Below are 18,554 nucleotides of genomic sequence, written 5' to 3' on the forward strand. Positions count from 1 at the left end.
TCATTAACAACGCAAAGATAGTAAAAAGCTCCCGATACAAAAAAGGAGAATGGATTTGTGTGCCATTCTCCTTTCGATTTAATATTATTTATCGAAATGTATTAACTTACGATTCCTTCGGTATTGTATTATACTGAACTTCAGAGCTGGTCCAAGTAGGAACCGAGTCTTTGTCGAAGGATTTAATATAGTTGATTCTAAAGTAATACTTGTCTTTACCTTTTGCTTTTTCGACATTAGAGATATTATCGAAGAAACGTTTTACATTGTAGGCATTCGGAATAATCAGATTGCTCGTTACAGATGTACCGTCTTGTACTTTTCTGACACGCAGGTATAGCTGATATACATCATTTCCTCCTGATGTGATAGTCGGCAGTTCAGAATCGTATGAAAATTCGAATTCGTTTTTCTGGCTTCCGCCCACTGCTTCGTGGTATGAATTCACGAATAAATACCCTTTCACATAGTTTACGAGTTCGACATTGGTAGTTGCCATTTCATTTTGTTTGGCGACAGCCGTATCTGACTTTATAGGAATCACCTGCCCTTTGTTGATTATATCAAAAGCGGTAGGGATTGCGTTGTAATATCCTGTGGTGGCTACGTCCGGATTGTCATCGCTTTTTATCGTGGCTGTTACATAGTAGCATTCTCCTTCATTCAACTGAAGAGCCAATGTAGAAGAATATAGCGGATAATCCGCATCGCTGAAATGTAGGACAGTTTTACCAGTTGTCAGACTGTAATCGGCAACTCCGTAATACGTGTATGTGTATTCATTACTTCCTCCGTCGCCCAAACAGGAACTCATCAACATAGCGCCAACAGCTAACATGCTGCAAAAAAATAATTTCTTCATTTTACTTTCGTGTTTTTTTTAATGTATTGTTTATTATTTATCTATACTTAAAAGTTTAGCCTTAATCCTATTTGCGGACTGACATTGAATGGCTTATCCGAATAAATCGTCTCGATACTGCTTCCATTGTCAAAGTAGTATGTGGCACCAACTTCGGCGAATGCACTTACAAAACGGAGAAGCGGATAACTAACTCCTGCACGGGCATTCACAGACCATTGCCATTCTTTCATTCGTACGCTTTTTGTATCGACACCTGTTTGCTGATCAACAAAGAATGTCTTTGTTCTTTCTTGTCCGGATACGTTTATTTCTGCCTGCGCACCCGCCGACGCATAAAAACGGAAGCGGTTCCAATCGGCTATACGATACGACAAAGATAATGGAATACCGATAAAGTGTAATCGTTGACGTATCTCTTTATTATATGTACTTGCCTGGGTTTCCCAATCGGAAGTAAGGAATGAATACGTTAGCCCGCTTTGGAGCGAGAAACGGTCGTTCAACTGCCGGCTGACGGATATTCCGAAAGAAATCGGCGTACGATGTTTGATATTTGTTTTAGGCTCTTTGCCTTCTGCCTGGTCGGAAAGGGCATTCATGGACAGCAAGCGTTCGTCTTCGGCATACGAGTTACTTCTCAGTACATATGTATTTACTACATTACCGGAGCTTTCGGTAAAACCTCCGGCACCCATACCGAATCCCCATCTGGAGGACGATTTGGCTTTTGTTTTTACTTCCGGAGCTTCCTTTTGTGTTTCTTTTCTTTCCGGTACGACATCATCTATAATAAGTGGTTGGTCTTTACGGATAGGAATAACTTCTCTATCGTTTGTCTTTTCTTTTACATCCTCTTTGACTCCTTCTTTTTCTTTTTTCTCGGGAATAGAAACGTTAACAGATATGGCAGTAGTATTAGCGGGTACTATTCGTTTGGCAACAGCCAGTAGAGGCGTTTCTTCTTTGGCCGGAGGAGTTACAAGGGTTGGGCGTTCTTTTGTCTGAGGTTCAATAGGAGTTTCTTTCTTCTCTGCCTGTTTGGCTATTGTAGTATTTAATTGATCATTTCTGAGTAAATAAACTCCGCCGCTTACAATCATCAGAAGGGTGATAACGGCAGCTGCCGCTCTATACATCCATCGTCTGCGTAAGGGCTGGTTTGAGGTAACCGATAAGCGTTCGGATATCGCTTCCCAGTCTCCGGGGTTTGTATCTGCTTCAAAATCCTGGAATTTCGAGCGGATCAGGTCATCAAATATGTCTCTTTCTTTTTCTTTCATGTTACTGATACAAATCCGTAATTTTACGTTGTAATAACTGCTTAGCTCGTGTATACTGCGAACGGGAAGTGCTTTCCGTTATGTTCATCAGTTCTCCGATCTCTTTATGCGAAAAACCTTCGATAGCGAACAGGTTGAAGACGGTTCGGAAGCCAGTTGGTAAAGCCTGGATAAGTTCCATTAGCTCATTGGCTGACATTGTTGACAAAGCCGAGCTTTCCGGGGCATACAGTTCCGCTGTATTATCCAGATCTACCGCTTCTTTCATCACATCTGATTTACGCAGATATTCCAACGCACAATTTACAAAGATCTTTCGCATCCAACCTTCAAATGAGCCAGAGCCTGTGTAAGAGTCAATGCTGGTAAATATTTTTACGAAACCATCCTGCAAAATATCCCGTGCAGTTTCCCTGTCGTTAATATAACGCAGGCAAACTCCCATCATCTTGCGGGAATATGTGTCGTAAAGCTCCTTTTGAGCCAGTCTATTTCCCTTCCTACAACCCTCTATAAGTTGTTGCTCATTCATCCAGCCGTGCTTGTGTTGCTTCCTGTGAAGCCTTACTATTTCTTAGATGCAACGACACCGATAAACGCTGCATTCCGTATACGCATTTTTTTATAGAAAGAAAGCCTCTTTCATAAGAGGCTTTACAAAGATAAAATGTTTTATGAATAAACAGGAGCGCAACATTTATTTTTGCGGCTCTTCTGTTTTTTCATCATCTATCACAACAGCTGTCATACCGATCTTTTTAAATGCGGTAGCCAGTTTATCCGTATCTGTTTTATCTGTCCTGTATGTTACTTCGGCAGTACGGGTATCCAGGTCACATTTCAAATCGGTTACTCCTTTCTCGAAAGAAATGTTCTTTTCGATTTTTTTTACGCAGTTGTTACAGTCCATTCCTTCTACCTTAAAGGATACTGTTTCTTTCTTTTTCGCATCTTGTGCAAAGGCTGTAGACATAGCTACGAAGAAACAAATCATAAATACCAGAAAACGTTTCATAATGTTTAGTATTAAAGTGTGAATAATTTTCTTTATTAATCGCGGCTGATATTAAAGCGAATACCAGCGTATAATGTTCTTCCGTGTATCGGCCCCCAAACCATTGAAGCGTCGAAGTTATCTCCACGTGGATTCCCGGCGTCAATAATCGGATGATCCTGGGTGTAATCAAACAAATTCTCTGCTCCAACATAAATAGACCAGGTACGGAAGTACTTTGTAATTTGTGCATTTACGATTGTGTAGGCTCCGTAGGTTGGTTTCCAGAGGGGATTTGTTTTGTCAGGCTCGGGCATTCTGCCGCCTCCGTTGAACTGTCCGGTTAAGTCGAACTGCCATTTTTTCAAGGGCGTTTGGTATGATGCCGTTAGCAGGCCTTTATAGTCGTTCAGTAACGGTTTCTTCAGGCGACGGGTGATGCCTTCTTCGTTTCGGTAGTCTGTTTTTGCATCTGTATAACGATAGGCTGCCGTAAGGGTAAATCCTCTGAAGAAGGGATAACTGGCTTCTACCTGATAGCTACTTGAGTAGGATTTACCGTCCAGGTTATAGAAGCGAACGGCATGCGGATTGCTATCCATATCAACCACTACCTGTTTCCTGAAATCGGTGTAATACCATTCTCCGTTTATCGTTAATTCTTTTCCGAAGAGTGGGATGTAGAACGAGAGGTTCAGTCCGGTATTCCAGGCTTCTTCCTGATCCAGCTTGTCTGCGATCACCATCTTCCGGCTACTGGAGAGCAGATAATTGTTCTCGGCCAGAATGTTAGGCGTACGGAATCCTTTACCTGCTGATACACGCACGTGGAACCAGTCGGTAGGGTTGTATTTCAGGTGGATACGTGGGGTAACAAAGAAGTCGTACTGGTTGCTGTAGTCTGCACGCAGTCCGGCCAGCAGGATAAACTTGTCATGTAAGTTATAGGTATACTGAACGTAAGCACCCGGCACTACCTCGTCTCTGTTGAATATCTTCCTGTCTCCGGCCTGTCCCAGGTTTTCGTTGAATCCGTCGTAGTTCATGCTCAGTCCCGTGCTTAGGCTGTGCATCGGCGTGAATTCTTTTTCGTACATCAAGCTGGCGTACACATTGTTCTGGTATATGTTATATGGCGTGCGGTCATACATGGATAATTGCTCGTGATACGAACCGGACAAGATCAGCGCCACACTCTCTACCTTTTCCTTGTCAATGATGTAGGCTTGTTTGGTATATACTTCCGCCCGGTTGGTATTGAACTTTATCTTGTACGGATCGGCAAAATCATGATGTTTGGTTGATTGCCCGCTCTTGCGGTTTTCATGCAAATATCGTACACCATACTGAGCCACATATTGATCAGATTTATGATACCAGCGGTTCATCAGGTTTACCTGCTCTTTCAGCGGCAAATCCAGGAAACCGTCATCATTCCCGTCGTGTTGTTTGTTGTCATTGGAGTAATGCACCAACAAGCCGGTCGAGAGGTTTTCATTGATATGCCAGGAGGCGTCGGCATTTCCTTCGTAGCGTCCGGCATCGCTTGCAAATACGTTTGCCGAGAAGATGTCTGCCGTAGGAGGCTTCTTAAACTCTACGTTTATTTGTCCGGCAATGGCTTCGTAACCATTCTTAACAGAGGACGTACCTTTGGAAACCTGAATACTTTCCATCCAGGGCCCCGGCACATAATCCAGTCCGTATAAGGAAGCAGCCCCTCTGAAATTAGGATAGTTTTCGGTCAGCATTTGAACATACGTGCCCGAAAGCCCCAGCAGTTTAATCTGGCGGGCTCCGGTAGCTGCATCGGCATAGGATACGTCTACAGAGGGGTTGGTTTCAAAACTCTCCGCCAGGTTACAGCAAGCGGCCCGGCATAGCTCGTCATAGGTGATCTTCTGGGTTTGCAGTACGCTTACACGAGAGGAGATGGTTCCCATTTTCCGCTCGCTTACTACTACTTCCTCCAGCTCTATTTCTCCCTTTAACACGATGTGAAGTTCTTCGCTGCTATTCGTTACCGGTGTAACGGTAGTAGCGTATCCTATATAGCTGACCACCAGGTTTTGGCCACCATCTGTTTGTTCGATTTCAAAGTAGCCGTTTACATCGGAAGTTGTACCCTTTTGGGTGCCTTCCCAATAGATGTTGGCTCCGATGATCGCTTGTTTGCTTTCATCTACAACCTGACCTTTGATTCGTTTACCGTCATTTGCCCATGACAGGACGGTACAAAAAAGTAATATAGATATAATGTATAATTGCTTTAACATAGTTCTTTTAATTAATTTATACTGATAAACATAATGTTCCTCCTGCGCAATACGCAGAGGTGCCAGTATAAATTAAATCAAAAGAGTAGTAAGTAAGGAAAGGTAGGCGCGGGGACAGACTATCAAGGGTGGGGCGTTCTGATCCGCATATAAAATATCTGTTTGATTGATGGCAGGTACAAGAGATACGACCTGACAATTAAAAATATCGAAATTAAGTGGTTCCAACTGGAAGTCGGGCATATTCACCTGGTTCCATTCAAAACTGATCCGCTCAAGGCTACAGCAATCGGCCTCCTGCGTGTGATCTGCACAGGATGCAGTATGAGTCTCCGTAGCATGCTCGCAAGTGTGATTGTGATGATGAATATCGCAGCAAATGTCGCTTTTTACAACCTCTACTCCATACGAGTGACAGTCGTCACAGCAGTATGAAATAAGATTGACACCGCAACCACCATAAAAGACAAGGGCAGCTAAGACGGTAACAAGCAGATATTTTACATATTCTTTCATCCGACGCAAAGATAGAAAAAAGAATGAAATATAGGATAAATTACCCTTTATTTCTTGCTCATTACCTAATAAATATGGCTCGTTTGCAAATAAAAACCGGACGTGAGCCGTTTTTTTTCGCTCGTAAGCTATTATCTATTCATTTGGAGTAACGGGAAAAATAATAATATATCTCACGGGATGGCTTGCTTTCTATGTGATAGCGACTGGATGCCGTAACCCTGAAGGAGTATTCCTGTTCCTTTTCCGAGTTGACCGTTAAATATACTTCCGTATCGCGTATGCCTGTAGCCAGGATGTTTTCTGCCCGGTTGGGGTTTACGGTGCCGTTGGTAGAGTAATAGATCGTATAGGTCAGGGGCTGAGTAGTATCTGTTGGTTTCCGCCAGGAGATCTTCAGGTCTTTTCCAGCTCTTTCTACTCTCACATTCAGCGGAGCTTCCGGCCTTTCTTTACTTAGCCAAGTAAGGGGAGGAAGCAATGCGGGATATTTGAAGTATTTGCTTTTTAGCATTTTATAAAGCCCTTTGGTGTCACCAAATACCTGTGAGGCACGAAAGAAAGCCACTCCGTTAGCATTCGACTTCCGGAGGTATTCCATCTGTTCTGCAATGTCATATAAAGACCAGTCGCCGTCTTTGGTTCTCATACGATAGGTTCCCAAACCGGAGATAAACAGTCGCCCGTTTGTATTTTCCGTCCAGTTATCTACAAAGGGATAAAAGTTGTCGTATTTATAATACATCATAGGAGCTATCATGTCGTGCTTGCCCTGTTTTAGCCAGAGCTGCGGGTCTTGATGGACTGTTTCATAGGATGTCCAGCCGGCGTTCGGAACCCTTGGGATACGGTTGTATTTTCCCAGGGGAGAGCTACTAACCTGTACCCAGGGCTTTGCCTGCTTTACCCAATCGTAGATGCGGGTTACGGTGCGGTTTATATTGTCTCGCCGCCAGGCTGCCAAGCCTAAAGAGTTCCCGTATCTTGCGTACGTGTCTTTGTCCGGGAATGTTTCGGCTTTTTCGGGATAACGAATATAATCAAACTGAATGCCATCTATGTCGTAGTTCGTTACTACTTCTTTCACCAGTGAGAGTAAATAGTCGGTGGTTCCGGGCATTCCGGGATCCAGGTACCATTCTTTTTCGTGTAACTTGCAGAGTTCCGGCCTTTTTTTGACGGCTGTTTTCTTCCCTTGCCCGAGAGGATATGTCACAAACCAGGCATGACATTCCAGTCCCCGTTTATGACACTCTTCAATAGCAAATGCCAAAGGGTCGTATCCCGGGCTAACATCATATTTGCCCGAAAAAACCTTATTCATCGGTTCAATAGCCGAAGGATAGATCACATCGCCACGGAGTCGTACCTGAAGGAAAACGGTATTAAAGTTGGCTGCCTGTAGCATGTCCAGCTTGTCGCATAGCTCCTGTTGTTGTCGTTTGCGGCTAATTTCGTTGGTGGCAGTTGTTTTCGGCCAATCTTCGCCATAAAAGGTCATAATCCATACCGCCCGTATTTCTCTTTTCGGGTGATCGGCTGCGTAAAACGGTTGTAGTAATAGGGTAGTGAGTAGTAAGAGTAGATATTTCCTCATGTCATTTATCCGGTTGCGATACTATGCTTTGTGCTTCCAAAGGAACGTCTGTTGTAATAAAATCGGCCCCCTTGTCTGCCATTTCACGTATTAAATCCGGTGTGTTTACAGTCCACACATTAATTGTTAGCCCCAGCTTTTTGGCTTCCGAGAACCAATCCGGATTTTTTCTCATGACATCGAAATGATAATCAAGTCCTGTAAAACCGGCTTCCTTTAGTTGCGCCGGAGACAGATCACCGTTCAGATAAGATACTTGGGCATCGGGTGCCAGGCGGATGATTTCTGTTCCTGCATCCAGGTTAAATGTAATATATTCTGTTCGCTCCTGCAAACCCATATCCTGCACCATCTTGACACAGATTCGGGCGGCTTCGCGATTTCGTTCGGGAGTAGCGTGTGTTTTTAGCTCAAAGATTAATTTTGTCTTGAGAAGTTTTCCTTTATTCAGGTAAGCCTCCAGCGTTGGGATCTTTTCTTTGTTCGGCAAGCTGTAACTTACAATATCTTCGTAGTTGGAAGTCTGAATCGGAATACCTAAAAACTTATCGTCATGGAAAACTACCGGAATGTTATCTGCCGTGATATGTACGTCAAATTCCGATCCGTAAACATTTATATCATTAGCCAAATCCAATGCCCGGATAGAGTTTTGAGCCGAACCACTGGTTTTCCAGAATCCCCGGTGCGCAATGATTTGTGTCCGGTTTTCAGCAGAAAGCGGAATAACGACCAACAGCGCCAGCAGAAGAATATAAAATGTTTTTGTTTTCATAAATATCTTTTTTCAAAGTTTACTGTTCATTCCCCTCTTGAGAGGGGAGATGTCACTCTTTAATTATCGTTCATTGTTAATAAGTAACGTTCCGCTTCGATGGCTGCCATACAACCTGTACCGGCGGCTGTTACGGCCTGGCGGTAGTGTGGGTCTGCCACGTCGCCGGCGGCAAATACTCCGGGCATATTGGTTTTTGGCGTACCGGGGATCGTTTTGATATATCCTGTTTCGTCTGTTTCCAGCCACTTTTGGAATAGTTTGGAGTTAGGCGTGTGTCCGATTGCCAGGAAGAAGCCGTCAATCTCAAGGCTTACCTTTTCTTCATTCGGCTCTCCTTTGCGCTTGATCAGATGAACACCTTCCACACCCTGTTCGCCATATAGCCCCAGTGTGTTGTGCTCAAATAAAACGGTGATGTTCGGGGTATTCATTACCCGCTTTTGCATCACGTTTGAGGCACGTAGAAATGGTTTGCGGACAATCATGTATACCTGAGAAGCTAGTGACGAAAGGTATAATGCCTCTTCACAGGCTGTATCGCCGCCGCCTACTACGGCTACTTTCTTCTTGCGGTAAAAGAAACCGTCGCAAGTGGCACAGGCAGAAACACCCATCCCGGCATACTTTTGTTCGTCTGCTAATCCTAAGTACTTGGCAGTCGCACCTGTTGCTATAATAATGGTGTCGGTTTCAACCGTCTTTTCTCCGTCAATCGTTACCGTGTAAGGTTTATTGTCCAGGTCTACGGATGTAACAACACCTATGCGGATATCGGCTCCGAAGCGGGTAGCCTGTTTTTTCAGGTCTTCCATCATATCAAATCCCGCTATGCCTTCCGGATATCCCGGGAAGTTTTCTATATCGGTAGTTGTAGTCAACTGTCCGCCAGGTTGGATACCTTCGTAAAGTACAGGAGACAAATTAGCGCGTGAAGCATAAATAGCAGCTGTATACCCTGCCGGTCCTGAACCTATAATGAGGCAACGAATCTTTTCTCTTGTTGTATTACTCATAATATCATGTTTTGATGTTTATCGTAAGTCTATAATCTCGGCATCTGGATAGTCTGATTCTTTAAAGGTAAAGAAGCTGTCCGCTTGGTTGACGCCCGTTTTTATATTACTTACATGTATTGTGTTTTTTATTCCGTTCTTGGTTTGAATGGTGATACCTGCCGGCAAACTTGTAAACTTCTCAATCTGCAGGCTGATCTTTGTGATATCACTTTTCTTTTTAGGAGTTAGTTCTACATCGTAAGTAGCTTTCCCGTTAAGAGCGGTACTTTCTCCTTTGTAAACTGCCGTGAACCCTTTTTTATACGAATTGAGTAATATTACCGGATTGGTAAATTGCAGTTCTTCTCCTTCCGGATTGCTTATGTTTACTTCTTCCGAACGTGGCATGTAGGTCCATTGCGTGCTGCCGTCGTACCAGGTAATCAGGTCGGGAGTTGTAAATGTAAACTTGTCTCCTTTCATATTGATTGCACCTTCAAAACTTTCCGTTGCATTATTCTGTGCCGAATGGATACGAATCGTATAGGTGGCAGATATTCCGTTTGCATTATTATAAACGGAGGCTGCTTTATCTATTATCTCATTTGCATTTTGTGCTACGATCGTTGTTGCGCAGAACAATAGCAATAGGAGAGTAAATAAGCTGTTCTTTTTCATTACTTCAAATTGTTTAACAGTTGCTCCAGACTATAATCGTCTTGTATGAGTACCTGCCGGGCTTTGCTGCCTTCGGAAGCTCCTACAACACCGGCGGCTTCCAGTTGGTCCATTAAGCGTCCGGCGCGATTATAGCCGATAGAGAATTTGCGTTGTATCAATGAGGTAGAGCCTTGTTGCTGAATAACAATCAGGCGGGCTGCCTCGTCAAATAGCGGGTCGCGATCCGCCAAGTCTACCGCACCTGGAGAAGATCCATCGCCTTCGCCGTGGTATTCCGGCAGTTCAAAAGCTGTAGGATAACCTACCTGCTGACCTATAAATTTAGAGATATTTTCTACCTCCGGTGTATCTACAAAGGCGCATTGCACACGCGTCATATCATTTCCCTGTGAGAAGAGTAAGTCTCCCCGTCCAATCAACTGGTTGGCACCGGGTGAATCCAGAATGGTCCGTGAGTCCACCATCGAGGATACGCGGAACGCCACACGCGCAGGGAAGTTAGCTTTAATGATACCTGTAATGATATTGGCCGAAGGACGTTGCGTAGCAATAATCATGTGAATACCTACGGCACGGGCCTTTTGAGCGATACGTGCGATAGGCATCTCAATTTCTTTTCCTGCCGTCATGATCAGATCGCCAAACTCGTCGATGATCACTACAATATAGGGCATGAATTTATGTCCGTTGTTCGGATTGAGGTTGCGGCTGATAAACTTCGCATTGTACTCCTTGATATTCCGGGTATGTGCTTTCATCAGCAGATCGTACCTGTCGTCCATCTCTTTACAAAGCGAGTTAAGCGTCATGATAACTTTGGTAAAGTCTGTGATGATCGGCTTATCTTCGTCCGGCAGCTTGGCCAGATAATGTCTTTCTATATCCGAATAGATACTGAATTCTACCATCTTCGGGTCGATGAGTACGAATTTCAGCTCAGACGGATGCTTTTTATATAACAAAGAAGTGATAATTGCATTCAGTCCTACGGACTTACCTTGTCCGGTGGCACCGGCTACCAATAAGTGAGGCATTTTGCAAAGGTCGAACATGTATATTTCGTTCGTGATTGTTTTCCCCAATGCTACAGGCAGGTCGTATTTACATTCCTGAAACTTGCGCGACGCAATGATAGACTGCATAGACACCATTTGCGGGTCTTTGTTGGGTACTTCAATACCGATGGTTCCTTTTCCCGGCATAGGCGCTATGATACGGATGCCTAAGGCAGAAAGGCTCAGTGCAATATCATCTTCCAGGTTACGTATTTTTGAGATTCGTACACCGGCATCAGGGATTACTTCATACAAGGTAATGGTAGGGCCTACGGTTGCTTTAATGGAGGCAATGTTGATACCAAAGTTCTCAAGCGTTTGCTTGATACGCTTCTGGTTGGCCGTTTGCTCTTCCATGTCTACCTGATGGTCGCTGTTTTCGTATTTCTTCAATAGGTCTACTGTGGGATATTTATAGTTGGATAAGTCCAGTTTCGGGTCGTATTCTCCCAAGTCTGAGCCATCGTACACTTCGTCATCGCCAACGGGTACTTCTACCTTGAAGATTTCCGGCTGCTCCGGTTCAGGTGTCTGAACGGGAGGTACATACCTTTCTTCCTCTTGCGCTACCGTAATAACGAAGGGGTTCTCGCTTTCTTCCTCTTCCTCCTCTTCTTTCTCGGGCAGATCGTTGGTTTCTTCTTCTTCGTCCTCCTCTTCGTCAAAATCCTTGTATACAGGTTTCTCTTTCTTTTTAATGGGGTTTTTCATCCATTTAAAGGCAAACAATTTCTGTAGGAAGGGAATGGTATGCTTGCTGGAGAGTATCGCAATGATCAGGAAGGTACCCAGTAAAAACAAGAGCATACCCGGTATACCTATATTACTAACCAGCATTTCGGAGAGGTAATACCCATGTTGTCCGCCCAGGTAAATAAACGTATCTTCGTATCCTGTGATAAATATAAAGGCAAAAAACAGCGATCCCCAAACCAGAATAGCGGCTGAGAACAGGAAGCGTTTGATCAATGAAATACCTTTGAAATTCATCAGCTTTGCACCGATAGAGCCCAAGAAGAACAGTAAAACAAAAGAGGACACGCCAAACCAATGATTCATCAGTAAGTTAGCGAGGAAAGCTCCCCTTACACCTGTCCAGTTCTTAACAGAGCCTTTAGAGAGAACGAGATCTCTCACCGGCAGGTTCTCTATGCTGCTTTGATCGGCTGCTCCCGTGAAGAAAAAGGAGATAAGCGCCAGTCCGATATAGATGGTTAAAAAAGAAACTATCAGCCCCAGAATAAACCGTGTCCGTTCATTCGTTAAAAAACTTCTGGAAAGCGTGAACACTCCCTCTTCTTTGTTATACTTCTTTGAACTGCTGCCTTTTTTTGCCATAAATCTGATAAAGATGTCACCGGAAGTTAAATACAATATATGCCGGCTAAACCTTGCAAAGGTAGTCAGAAGAATTGAAAGATAAAAGATGATGCCGGAAAATAAAGGTGTGCGAGCGTTCAAAAAATAGCATGCATGCATTTTTGAAAAGGCATGCGTACGTTTTGCAAAACGCATGCATGCGATTTTTAGCCCGCAAAAATGCCGTTAAACAGTGGGTTTAAACGGATAGTTTTTTCCTCCATTCGTTTTCTATGTTTAACAGTTCTTTTTCGGCCGAAAGGCGCTTTTGTCTTCCTTCCTGCTGAATGGCCAATACGTCGTCTATCGTAGCAAAAAGTTCGGTATTTACCTTTTGTAAGGTCTCTACATCTACGATACTTCGTTCGTTTTCTTTGGCTATTTGCACACTTGAGGTATGGAGTATCTCGCTGTTGCGGCGCAACATCTGGTTCGTGGCATCTGTTACAGCCCGTTGTGCTTCCAGCGCTTGTTGCGAATGAACGAGCCCTAAGGCCAGTACCATTTGGTTTCGCCAGAGAGGTAGTGTGTTTACGATGCTTGACTGTATCTTTTCCATCAGTACGGTACTGTTGCTTTGCACTAATCGTATCTGTGGGGCCAGTTGGAATGAAATCATGCGGCTTAGTTTTAAGTCGTGCAATTTCTTCTCTAGCTGGTGTAACTGATCCTTTTCCATGTCGGACAGGTTCTCCGGATTTGTTTCTGCCACCTTATCTTCTCCGGCGTAGATGTGAAGTGACAAGTCTTTGTAACATTGCTCGTTTTGTTCGTATAGTTTATCAAACAGATGGATGTCTTTCAGTAATGTCTGATAATGTTTCTCCAGTTGCCGCTCTACCTGTACAACATTCTTTTCAATCTTTGAGTATTCTGCCTTGATACGTAATATTTTCTTCTTCAGGCTTTGGAAGAAAGATAAGATGCCCGGCTTGTTGATGGATTTGTCAAATGTTTTCAAATCGGTAACCAGTCCGGATAGGATATCGCCCACTTCGCCTATATCCTTGTTCCTTACCTGTGTTAATACTGTCTCGGAAAAAGAAACCATCCTGTGTTGGGATTCGGCGCCATACTGGATGATATTGCTTTTATTTGTCAAATCTATTTTTGCTTTATACAGGCTTATCTTTTCGTTGTCGGCAGGTGTTAGCTTGTTTCTTTCGATGGATAATTCGGGAGAATCGACAGGTAATATGGGATGTTCCATGATCTTTATTTGTTAGTTTATTAATCCTCTGTTCTTTAAACTCTGCATGTACGCCATTGATTCGGCATCGATATCCAGCATATCCGATTCGAAGATACGGCTTAACTCTTGTTCAAACGCTTTATATGTAAGTTCAATGGCTTCTGCAACCCGCTGGCGGGAGGCCTCTATTTCCGGGGTATCTATGCCGGAAACTTCCAGTGCTTTGTACTGCCGCAGCAGTTTAACTACTGTATCTGTATGTCGCATGGAGAATACCTCTCCGGCTGTATGATCTTTTTCCTGGATGATATGTGCTATTTTGCTCATCTGTTCCAACTGAGACTTTATAGATACATTTTGAATCTCTTTCTGCCAGTATTTTAATTCGGCAGAGAGGGTCTTGCGTTCTAGGATGTCTATTTGTGCCTCCAGCAGGTGAATAAGGGGTTTGATCTGGCTGTTGGGAATAAAATCTATGTTCAATTTTTCGTTTCCGAGCAGTATATGTAAAACGCTGTACTGAGGCCCACTCTTATAACTCATCTCATTGATCTGTCCGTATGGGAACGACTTGATTTTCTTTTGCTTGCTGATAAACAACAAACGCTTCTCCGTAGCAATCAGTGTCCCGGCCTCATTATTAAAAGAGCCGACAATCGATTTCAAAACATTCTCATCATCCAGTAGTGCATGTGATAGCTCTTCTATGATCTCTTGTGGGAGCAATACGTTCTTGAACTGTTTTTCGATCCGCTTGATCTTTTTCTGTTTTATTTCATCTTCCATTTCAAAGGTTTCTTCTCTTTCGTCGATGATCTTTATTTCGTCTACCAGTTTCTTTTTATCTACATTAGGATTCTGGCGGATAATATTCAGTATGTTAAGGAAATCACGGATCACCTCCCGAGGGGTAAGGAAGTCCGAAGCTCCCGGTTTGTTGTATATCTCTTCCATGAAGCTGTGGATATCTTCATTGCTAAAGCCGATCTCTACCTGATAGTTAAAGTTAAAGATATCTCTCAGGTTATAAAGCAACACAAATATTTCATCATGGCTTAGCGGCATCAGACGGATCACCGGCTGGGCATAATCGCGCAGCTCTGCCGTTTCAAACTTATTTACTTTCAGGCGTGTTTTCAACGCATCGTAACTATAGAAGCCTTTCTGCTTATCTTCCAACACATCAGTGGTTCCGGCTATATTGAAGAACAAATATTCTACTTTCCCTTGAAAACAATCATTGTACATGCTCAACAAGGTTTCATAATTCTTCTGACGCATACCGGGATGTGCTATTTTGTATAGATTGACTGCCTCGTCCAGATTGATAAGCAAGCCGCTGTATCCGATATTGACAAACAAACGGCAGAAGTTTTTAAGCATATCGTAGTAGTTTCTGTCGTTTACAATTTCGCTTACTCCCAGATCCGAGCGGGCTTCTGTTTTCGTGGTGTATTCGCCTTTCAACCATCTGAGTGCATTTTTGCGTAAGAAATCGTCTCCGGAAATAAATCCCTCATAATATTTAACGATAGCCAGTCCGAAATCAAAACCGCCTACTTCGGTTATCTGATTGACTGTTTGTATGATGCTATTCTGTATCAGGCTAAAGTACTTAGCATCCCTGATCTCTGCTAATGGAATTTGGTGTTCGGTAGCTGTTTGCACTATTACTTGTTCGATCCATTTCTCAAGCAGGATATGCAAAGCACCCCCTTCCGGCTTGGTCTGGATAGCTATATTATCCATTAATGCGGTATATAAGGCTTGGGCTTTCCCGTCATTGGAATATAAACGTCTGTGTGGAGTAAAATCGGCTGTAGCAGTAACGAATTTCTGTTTTAAAGCTACCGTATTCAGCAAATGCAGCATGAATGATTTTCCGGAGCCAAAATCTCCTATCCAGTATTTCATCATGCTATGTCCGTTCTTCACTTCTTCCAGCGCTTTTAATACCATTTCTATTTCATTGCTACGGCCTACGGTAATATGCTGTACGCCTATTTTGGGTACTACGCCACTGATCAACGAATTTATGATAGCTGTTGCTTCCTTGGGTTTTACTTTTATCGTCATCCTCTTAGTTGTTCATAATATGTTTCATTCAACATATAATACTCCTCTTCTTCTTCAATTAAAACGTCGTCGAGTTCGTCAAAATGTTCTTCATTGATGCTTTGAATCAATTGATTCATAAATAGCCCTTTCGATCGTGCAAATATATCAACTTCTTCTTTATTTAGCTTATAATCTTTATTTATAAATAGCTGTAGTAACCCCTCCTTGTTGTCTGTAACCTCTGTTAGCGGTTGTTGTGGGATGGTTACAGACTCCGGTTCGTCGGCCAGAATATCACTTAAGATACCTGCTACTTTAGCCTGTTTTCCAGCTGCTTCCCGTATCGCAGTAATATCTAATCTGACTTTTTTTCGTTGCGAGATCTCCAAATTATCAAACTGTTTGAGAGCTGTATTCAGGTTCTTACTTGTTAAAAGTTTGCTGCATACCTGATTGAATTGTTGTTCTTCTTTTGTATTCCGGAAGAGTAGTTTTGCGTTCGGTTTACTTATCTTTTTGTGTTTAAATGTATCCGAAAGTGTTTTTACATGCAGATAATGCATGTAAAATTTTAGGGAATATTCTTTGTCTTTGTGAACCAGAAACTGATGAGCCAGGAGGTAGATTTCGCGCTCAGTAGTTACACGTTTATCAGACATTGTTGCCAGTTGGCAGATATCGTTATAAAACTGCTGGACATTATCTGTGTCAAAGCTGTTTATAAGGTTTTGATATCGCACTTTCCATGCATCTCCACTATTATAGAAACGCCTGTCGCTCTCTCTTGTTAAAGGCCTGACTACGACAGTTGCCCGTTCCTGTATTAAACGGGTTGTTGCTGTGTCTATCTTTTCTTTAGCCGGGCTTTCTATGGTATCCTGGAAGCTTAATAGGTCGAGAGTCGTTTTTTTACATGTTTGAAGGATAGCTTCACTAAAAGCGAAACTATCCTTCCAGCATTTATCAGCGATAAGGGTTCTTCTTACGTCAATGAATAATGTAACTATTTCTCTTTTACAATATTCGTTGGAACAGAGATTACGCCCCATCAATTGAAGGGCATCTTCAAATTCGGTACGTGTTAACTTATATCCATCCCGAAAGCTATAGTCTTTGGATTGCTCTCTTTTTTTCTTTGTAAGTTGGAAGTATATATTTGTAGCAATAGCAATACCGATCAACAATAAGATAAGCCCCATCACTAAAAATCCTTATTTCATTTTAATTAGTAACTGACGCTTATTTATGTCTGCCCATTCCACCATCAGGTTGCGGAAAGCTGCATAGTCGGCAGGAGTTATCAGTTGCTTTTTCATCTCCAGATTGCGTTTTACTTCTACTGAGTTGCCGTTTTGTGTAATAGTATAGCTTGCTTTGCCCGCTGCATTATCTGTTGTTTTAGTTGTTGCAGGAGTACTCAGTTCCATACCTGCCGGTAGTTGGATTGTGTAGCTAATGCTTTCTGTTGCTTTATATGGTACCAGCAGATGCTGATTTCGTTTGCTGTTATAGTTCTTGTAAGCAGCATTGGAAATACTGTTCGGAGCCTCCGGTAAGCTGAGAAGGATATATCCGTTATTGTTCTTCAGTTTTTGTTCTGTTTTCTCGCTAACGGTTGCTTTTCCTTTATTTGTGTAAGGGATAAAGGCCTCTCCGATAGTCGCATTTGCCTGTATGTCAGCTTTATCTGGGGATAATGTGATGGTATACGTATAATCCAGCTTGGTAGAAGGAGTTTGGAAGTTTACCTTTTTTCCAGGATTAGTCAGGCTTATATACTGGGCATATTCACTATACCAGCCGGCATCCGACATCTTCATCTGTTTGGGAGTCAGCAGGAATTGTTTACCGTCTGCAGAAGCCAGGATAAACCAGTCGGCAACAGCGCTTAATCCGTAACAATTCTGGTCGGCAGGGGTGTAGTATGCGGCTACTGTTTCTGCTTTTATTCCGCTAGCGTTCAACAGAGCAGCCAGCATGTTCAGTTTTTCTACTTCCGTACCGTAAGCAGTGGTAACAACATCGTCTGTAGAACGGATACGAAAAGCTGTTTCCTGCAAAGACAAACGGCTGAATCCTACATTATCTGTTACATGTTTCAGCAACGCATATATCTTTTCCGTATCTGATGTAAGGCCTTCTGTTAGTGTTTCCGACAAAGACAACATCGGCATATCCCGTTCCGGAGCAAACTGCGCATTCAGGGTTTCGAGTGCCTTTTGATTGGAAGCATAGGTAGAGGCCAACAAGATTTGCCTGTCTCCTCCCAAAGCCGTAACCTGCGGAGCCATAGAAGCAGCCGGTAGGTTGCGGATCTTCCAACTTACTTGTTTTACACCGTTTGCTGTACTTTCCGAGGGCTTAACGTTTGAATTAACTAATGAGTAAAACAGTGGTTTACTTTCTGGAACAGAGATTGTAAGAGTATAATCCTTTACCGGAGAGGTCTGTTCTATCGGCTCACATAGATCCAGCTCGGGAAGGTATCCCGCTTTGGAAACAATGGAGTAATCCAGGTAGATGGTAGCGCCTAGCTCCAATCCGGTATGTACAACAACCATCTCTTTCAGGTGATTATAAGCCGGAGCGTTAGCTGCCTGACGGGGAAGCACTTCCACAAAGGCATTTTCCGGGGTCTTTATAATGGTACCGTCTTTCTGCTTGGTGTACGATGTATGTATCTTTAATTCCTGAAACTTTGGATTGTAGACAATGAAGCTCTCGCCATAGGTACGGTTCATAGCTGTATGTGTGAAGATCGTCAGCTCCATATTATAACGAAACTCCTGGATACCGTCCGAATGCAGCGTATATGTCTTGGACAATACCCCATACTCCGCCTCCGATGCAGCAAACAAAGAAACCGAAGCAATTAATAACAAAAACAGAATATATATCTTTTTCATAA

Annotated in this window: 15 protein-coding genes; all 15 read right to left on the reverse strand. The window is 43.1% G+C overall.

Going from position 1 to position 18,554, the window contains the following annotated elements:
* Nucleotides 1-106 precede the first annotated feature (106 nt).
* The 15 genes from M2470_RS04335 to M2470_RS04405 all read right to left on the reverse strand — a co-directional run bounded on the left by M2470_RS04335 (nt 107) and on the right by M2470_RS04405 (nt 18,552).
* Nucleotides 107-862 (reverse strand): hypothetical protein, encoded by a 756-nt coding sequence (locus tag M2470_RS04335; RefSeq protein WP_280743780.1) that lies wholly within the window; start codon nt 860-862, stop codon nt 107-109.
* A gap of 47 nt (nt 863-909) precedes the next feature.
* On the reverse strand, nt 910-2,145 hold the full coding sequence (locus M2470_RS04340; protein ID WP_280743779.1) for a porin family protein: 1,236 nt from the start codon (nt 2,143-2,145) through the stop codon (nt 910-912).
* A gap of 1 nt (nt 2,146) precedes the next feature.
* Complete coding sequence (locus M2470_RS04345) at nt 2,147-2,677, reverse strand: sigma-70 family RNA polymerase sigma factor (protein ID WP_280743778.1); 531 nt, start codon at nt 2,675-2,677, stop codon at nt 2,147-2,149.
* 165 nt (nt 2,678-2,842) lie between these two features.
* On the reverse strand, nt 2,843-3,160 hold the full coding sequence (locus M2470_RS04350; RefSeq protein ID WP_280743777.1) for a heavy-metal-associated domain-containing protein: 318 nt from the start codon (nt 3,158-3,160) through the stop codon (nt 2,843-2,845).
* 35 nt (nt 3,161-3,195) lie between these two features.
* On the reverse strand, nt 3,196-5,415 hold the full coding sequence (locus M2470_RS04355) for a TonB-dependent receptor (RefSeq protein WP_280743776.1): 2,220 nt from the start codon (nt 5,413-5,415) through the stop codon (nt 3,196-3,198).
* A gap of 72 nt (nt 5,416-5,487) precedes the next feature.
* Entirely contained in the window at nt 5,488-5,931 is a 444-nt protein-coding gene (locus M2470_RS04360; RefSeq protein ID WP_280743775.1) for a hypothetical protein, read from the reverse strand.
* 139 nt (nt 5,932-6,070) lie between these two features.
* Complete coding sequence (locus M2470_RS04365; RefSeq protein ID WP_280743774.1) at nt 6,071-7,528, reverse strand: family 10 glycosylhydrolase; 1,458 nt, start codon at nt 7,526-7,528, stop codon at nt 6,071-6,073.
* A 1-nt stretch (nt 7,529) separates the two neighbouring features.
* A complete protein-coding gene (locus tag M2470_RS04370) occupies nt 7,530-8,303 on the reverse strand; it encodes a glycerophosphodiester phosphodiesterase family protein (protein WP_280743773.1) in 774 nt (257 codons plus the stop codon).
* 59 nt (nt 8,304-8,362) lie between these two features.
* Nucleotides 8,363-9,319 (reverse strand): thioredoxin-disulfide reductase, encoded by a 957-nt coding sequence (trxB, locus tag M2470_RS04375; protein ID WP_280743772.1) that lies wholly within the window; start codon nt 9,317-9,319, stop codon nt 8,363-8,365.
* Nucleotides 9,320-9,337: 18 nt separating this feature from the next.
* On the reverse strand, nt 9,338-9,979 hold the full coding sequence (locus M2470_RS04380; RefSeq protein ID WP_280743771.1) for a LolA-like putative outer membrane lipoprotein chaperone: 642 nt from the start codon (nt 9,977-9,979) through the stop codon (nt 9,338-9,340).
* Nucleotides 9,979-12,375: a DNA translocase FtsK gene (locus M2470_RS04385; protein ID WP_280743770.1), complete on the reverse strand. Its 2,397-nt coding sequence runs from the start codon at nt 12,373-12,375 to the stop codon at nt 9,979-9,981. The genes M2470_RS04380 and M2470_RS04385 overlap by 1 nt, the downstream gene beginning before the upstream one ends.
* A gap of 220 nt (nt 12,376-12,595) precedes the next feature.
* Nucleotides 12,596-13,606, reverse strand: a complete 1,011-nt coding sequence (locus tag M2470_RS04390; protein ID WP_280743768.1) for a toxic anion resistance protein — start codon at nt 13,604-13,606, stop codon at nt 12,596-12,598.
* A 12-nt stretch (nt 13,607-13,618) separates the two neighbouring features.
* On the reverse strand, nt 13,619-15,664 hold the full coding sequence (locus tag M2470_RS04395; protein WP_280743767.1) for a BREX system ATP-binding domain-containing protein: 2,046 nt from the start codon (nt 15,662-15,664) through the stop codon (nt 13,619-13,621).
* A complete protein-coding gene (locus M2470_RS04400) occupies nt 15,661-16,845 on the reverse strand; it encodes a tellurite resistance TerB C-terminal domain-containing protein (protein WP_280743766.1) in 1,185 nt (394 codons plus the stop codon). The genes M2470_RS04395 and M2470_RS04400 overlap by 4 nt, the downstream gene beginning before the upstream one ends.
* Before the next feature lie 12 nt (nt 16,846-16,857).
* Nucleotides 16,858-18,552 carry a DUF3857 domain-containing protein gene (locus tag M2470_RS04405; protein ID WP_280743765.1) on the reverse strand — a complete coding sequence of 565 codons (1,695 nt, stop codon included), beginning with the start codon at nt 18,550-18,552 and terminating at the stop codon, nt 16,858-16,860.
* Nucleotides 18,553-18,554: the final 2 nt, after the last annotated feature.

This window comes from Parabacteroides sp. PH5-46 (assembly GCF_029892785.1).
Taxonomy (GTDB): Bacteria; Bacteroidota; Bacteroidia; order Bacteroidales; family Tannerellaceae; genus DFXE01.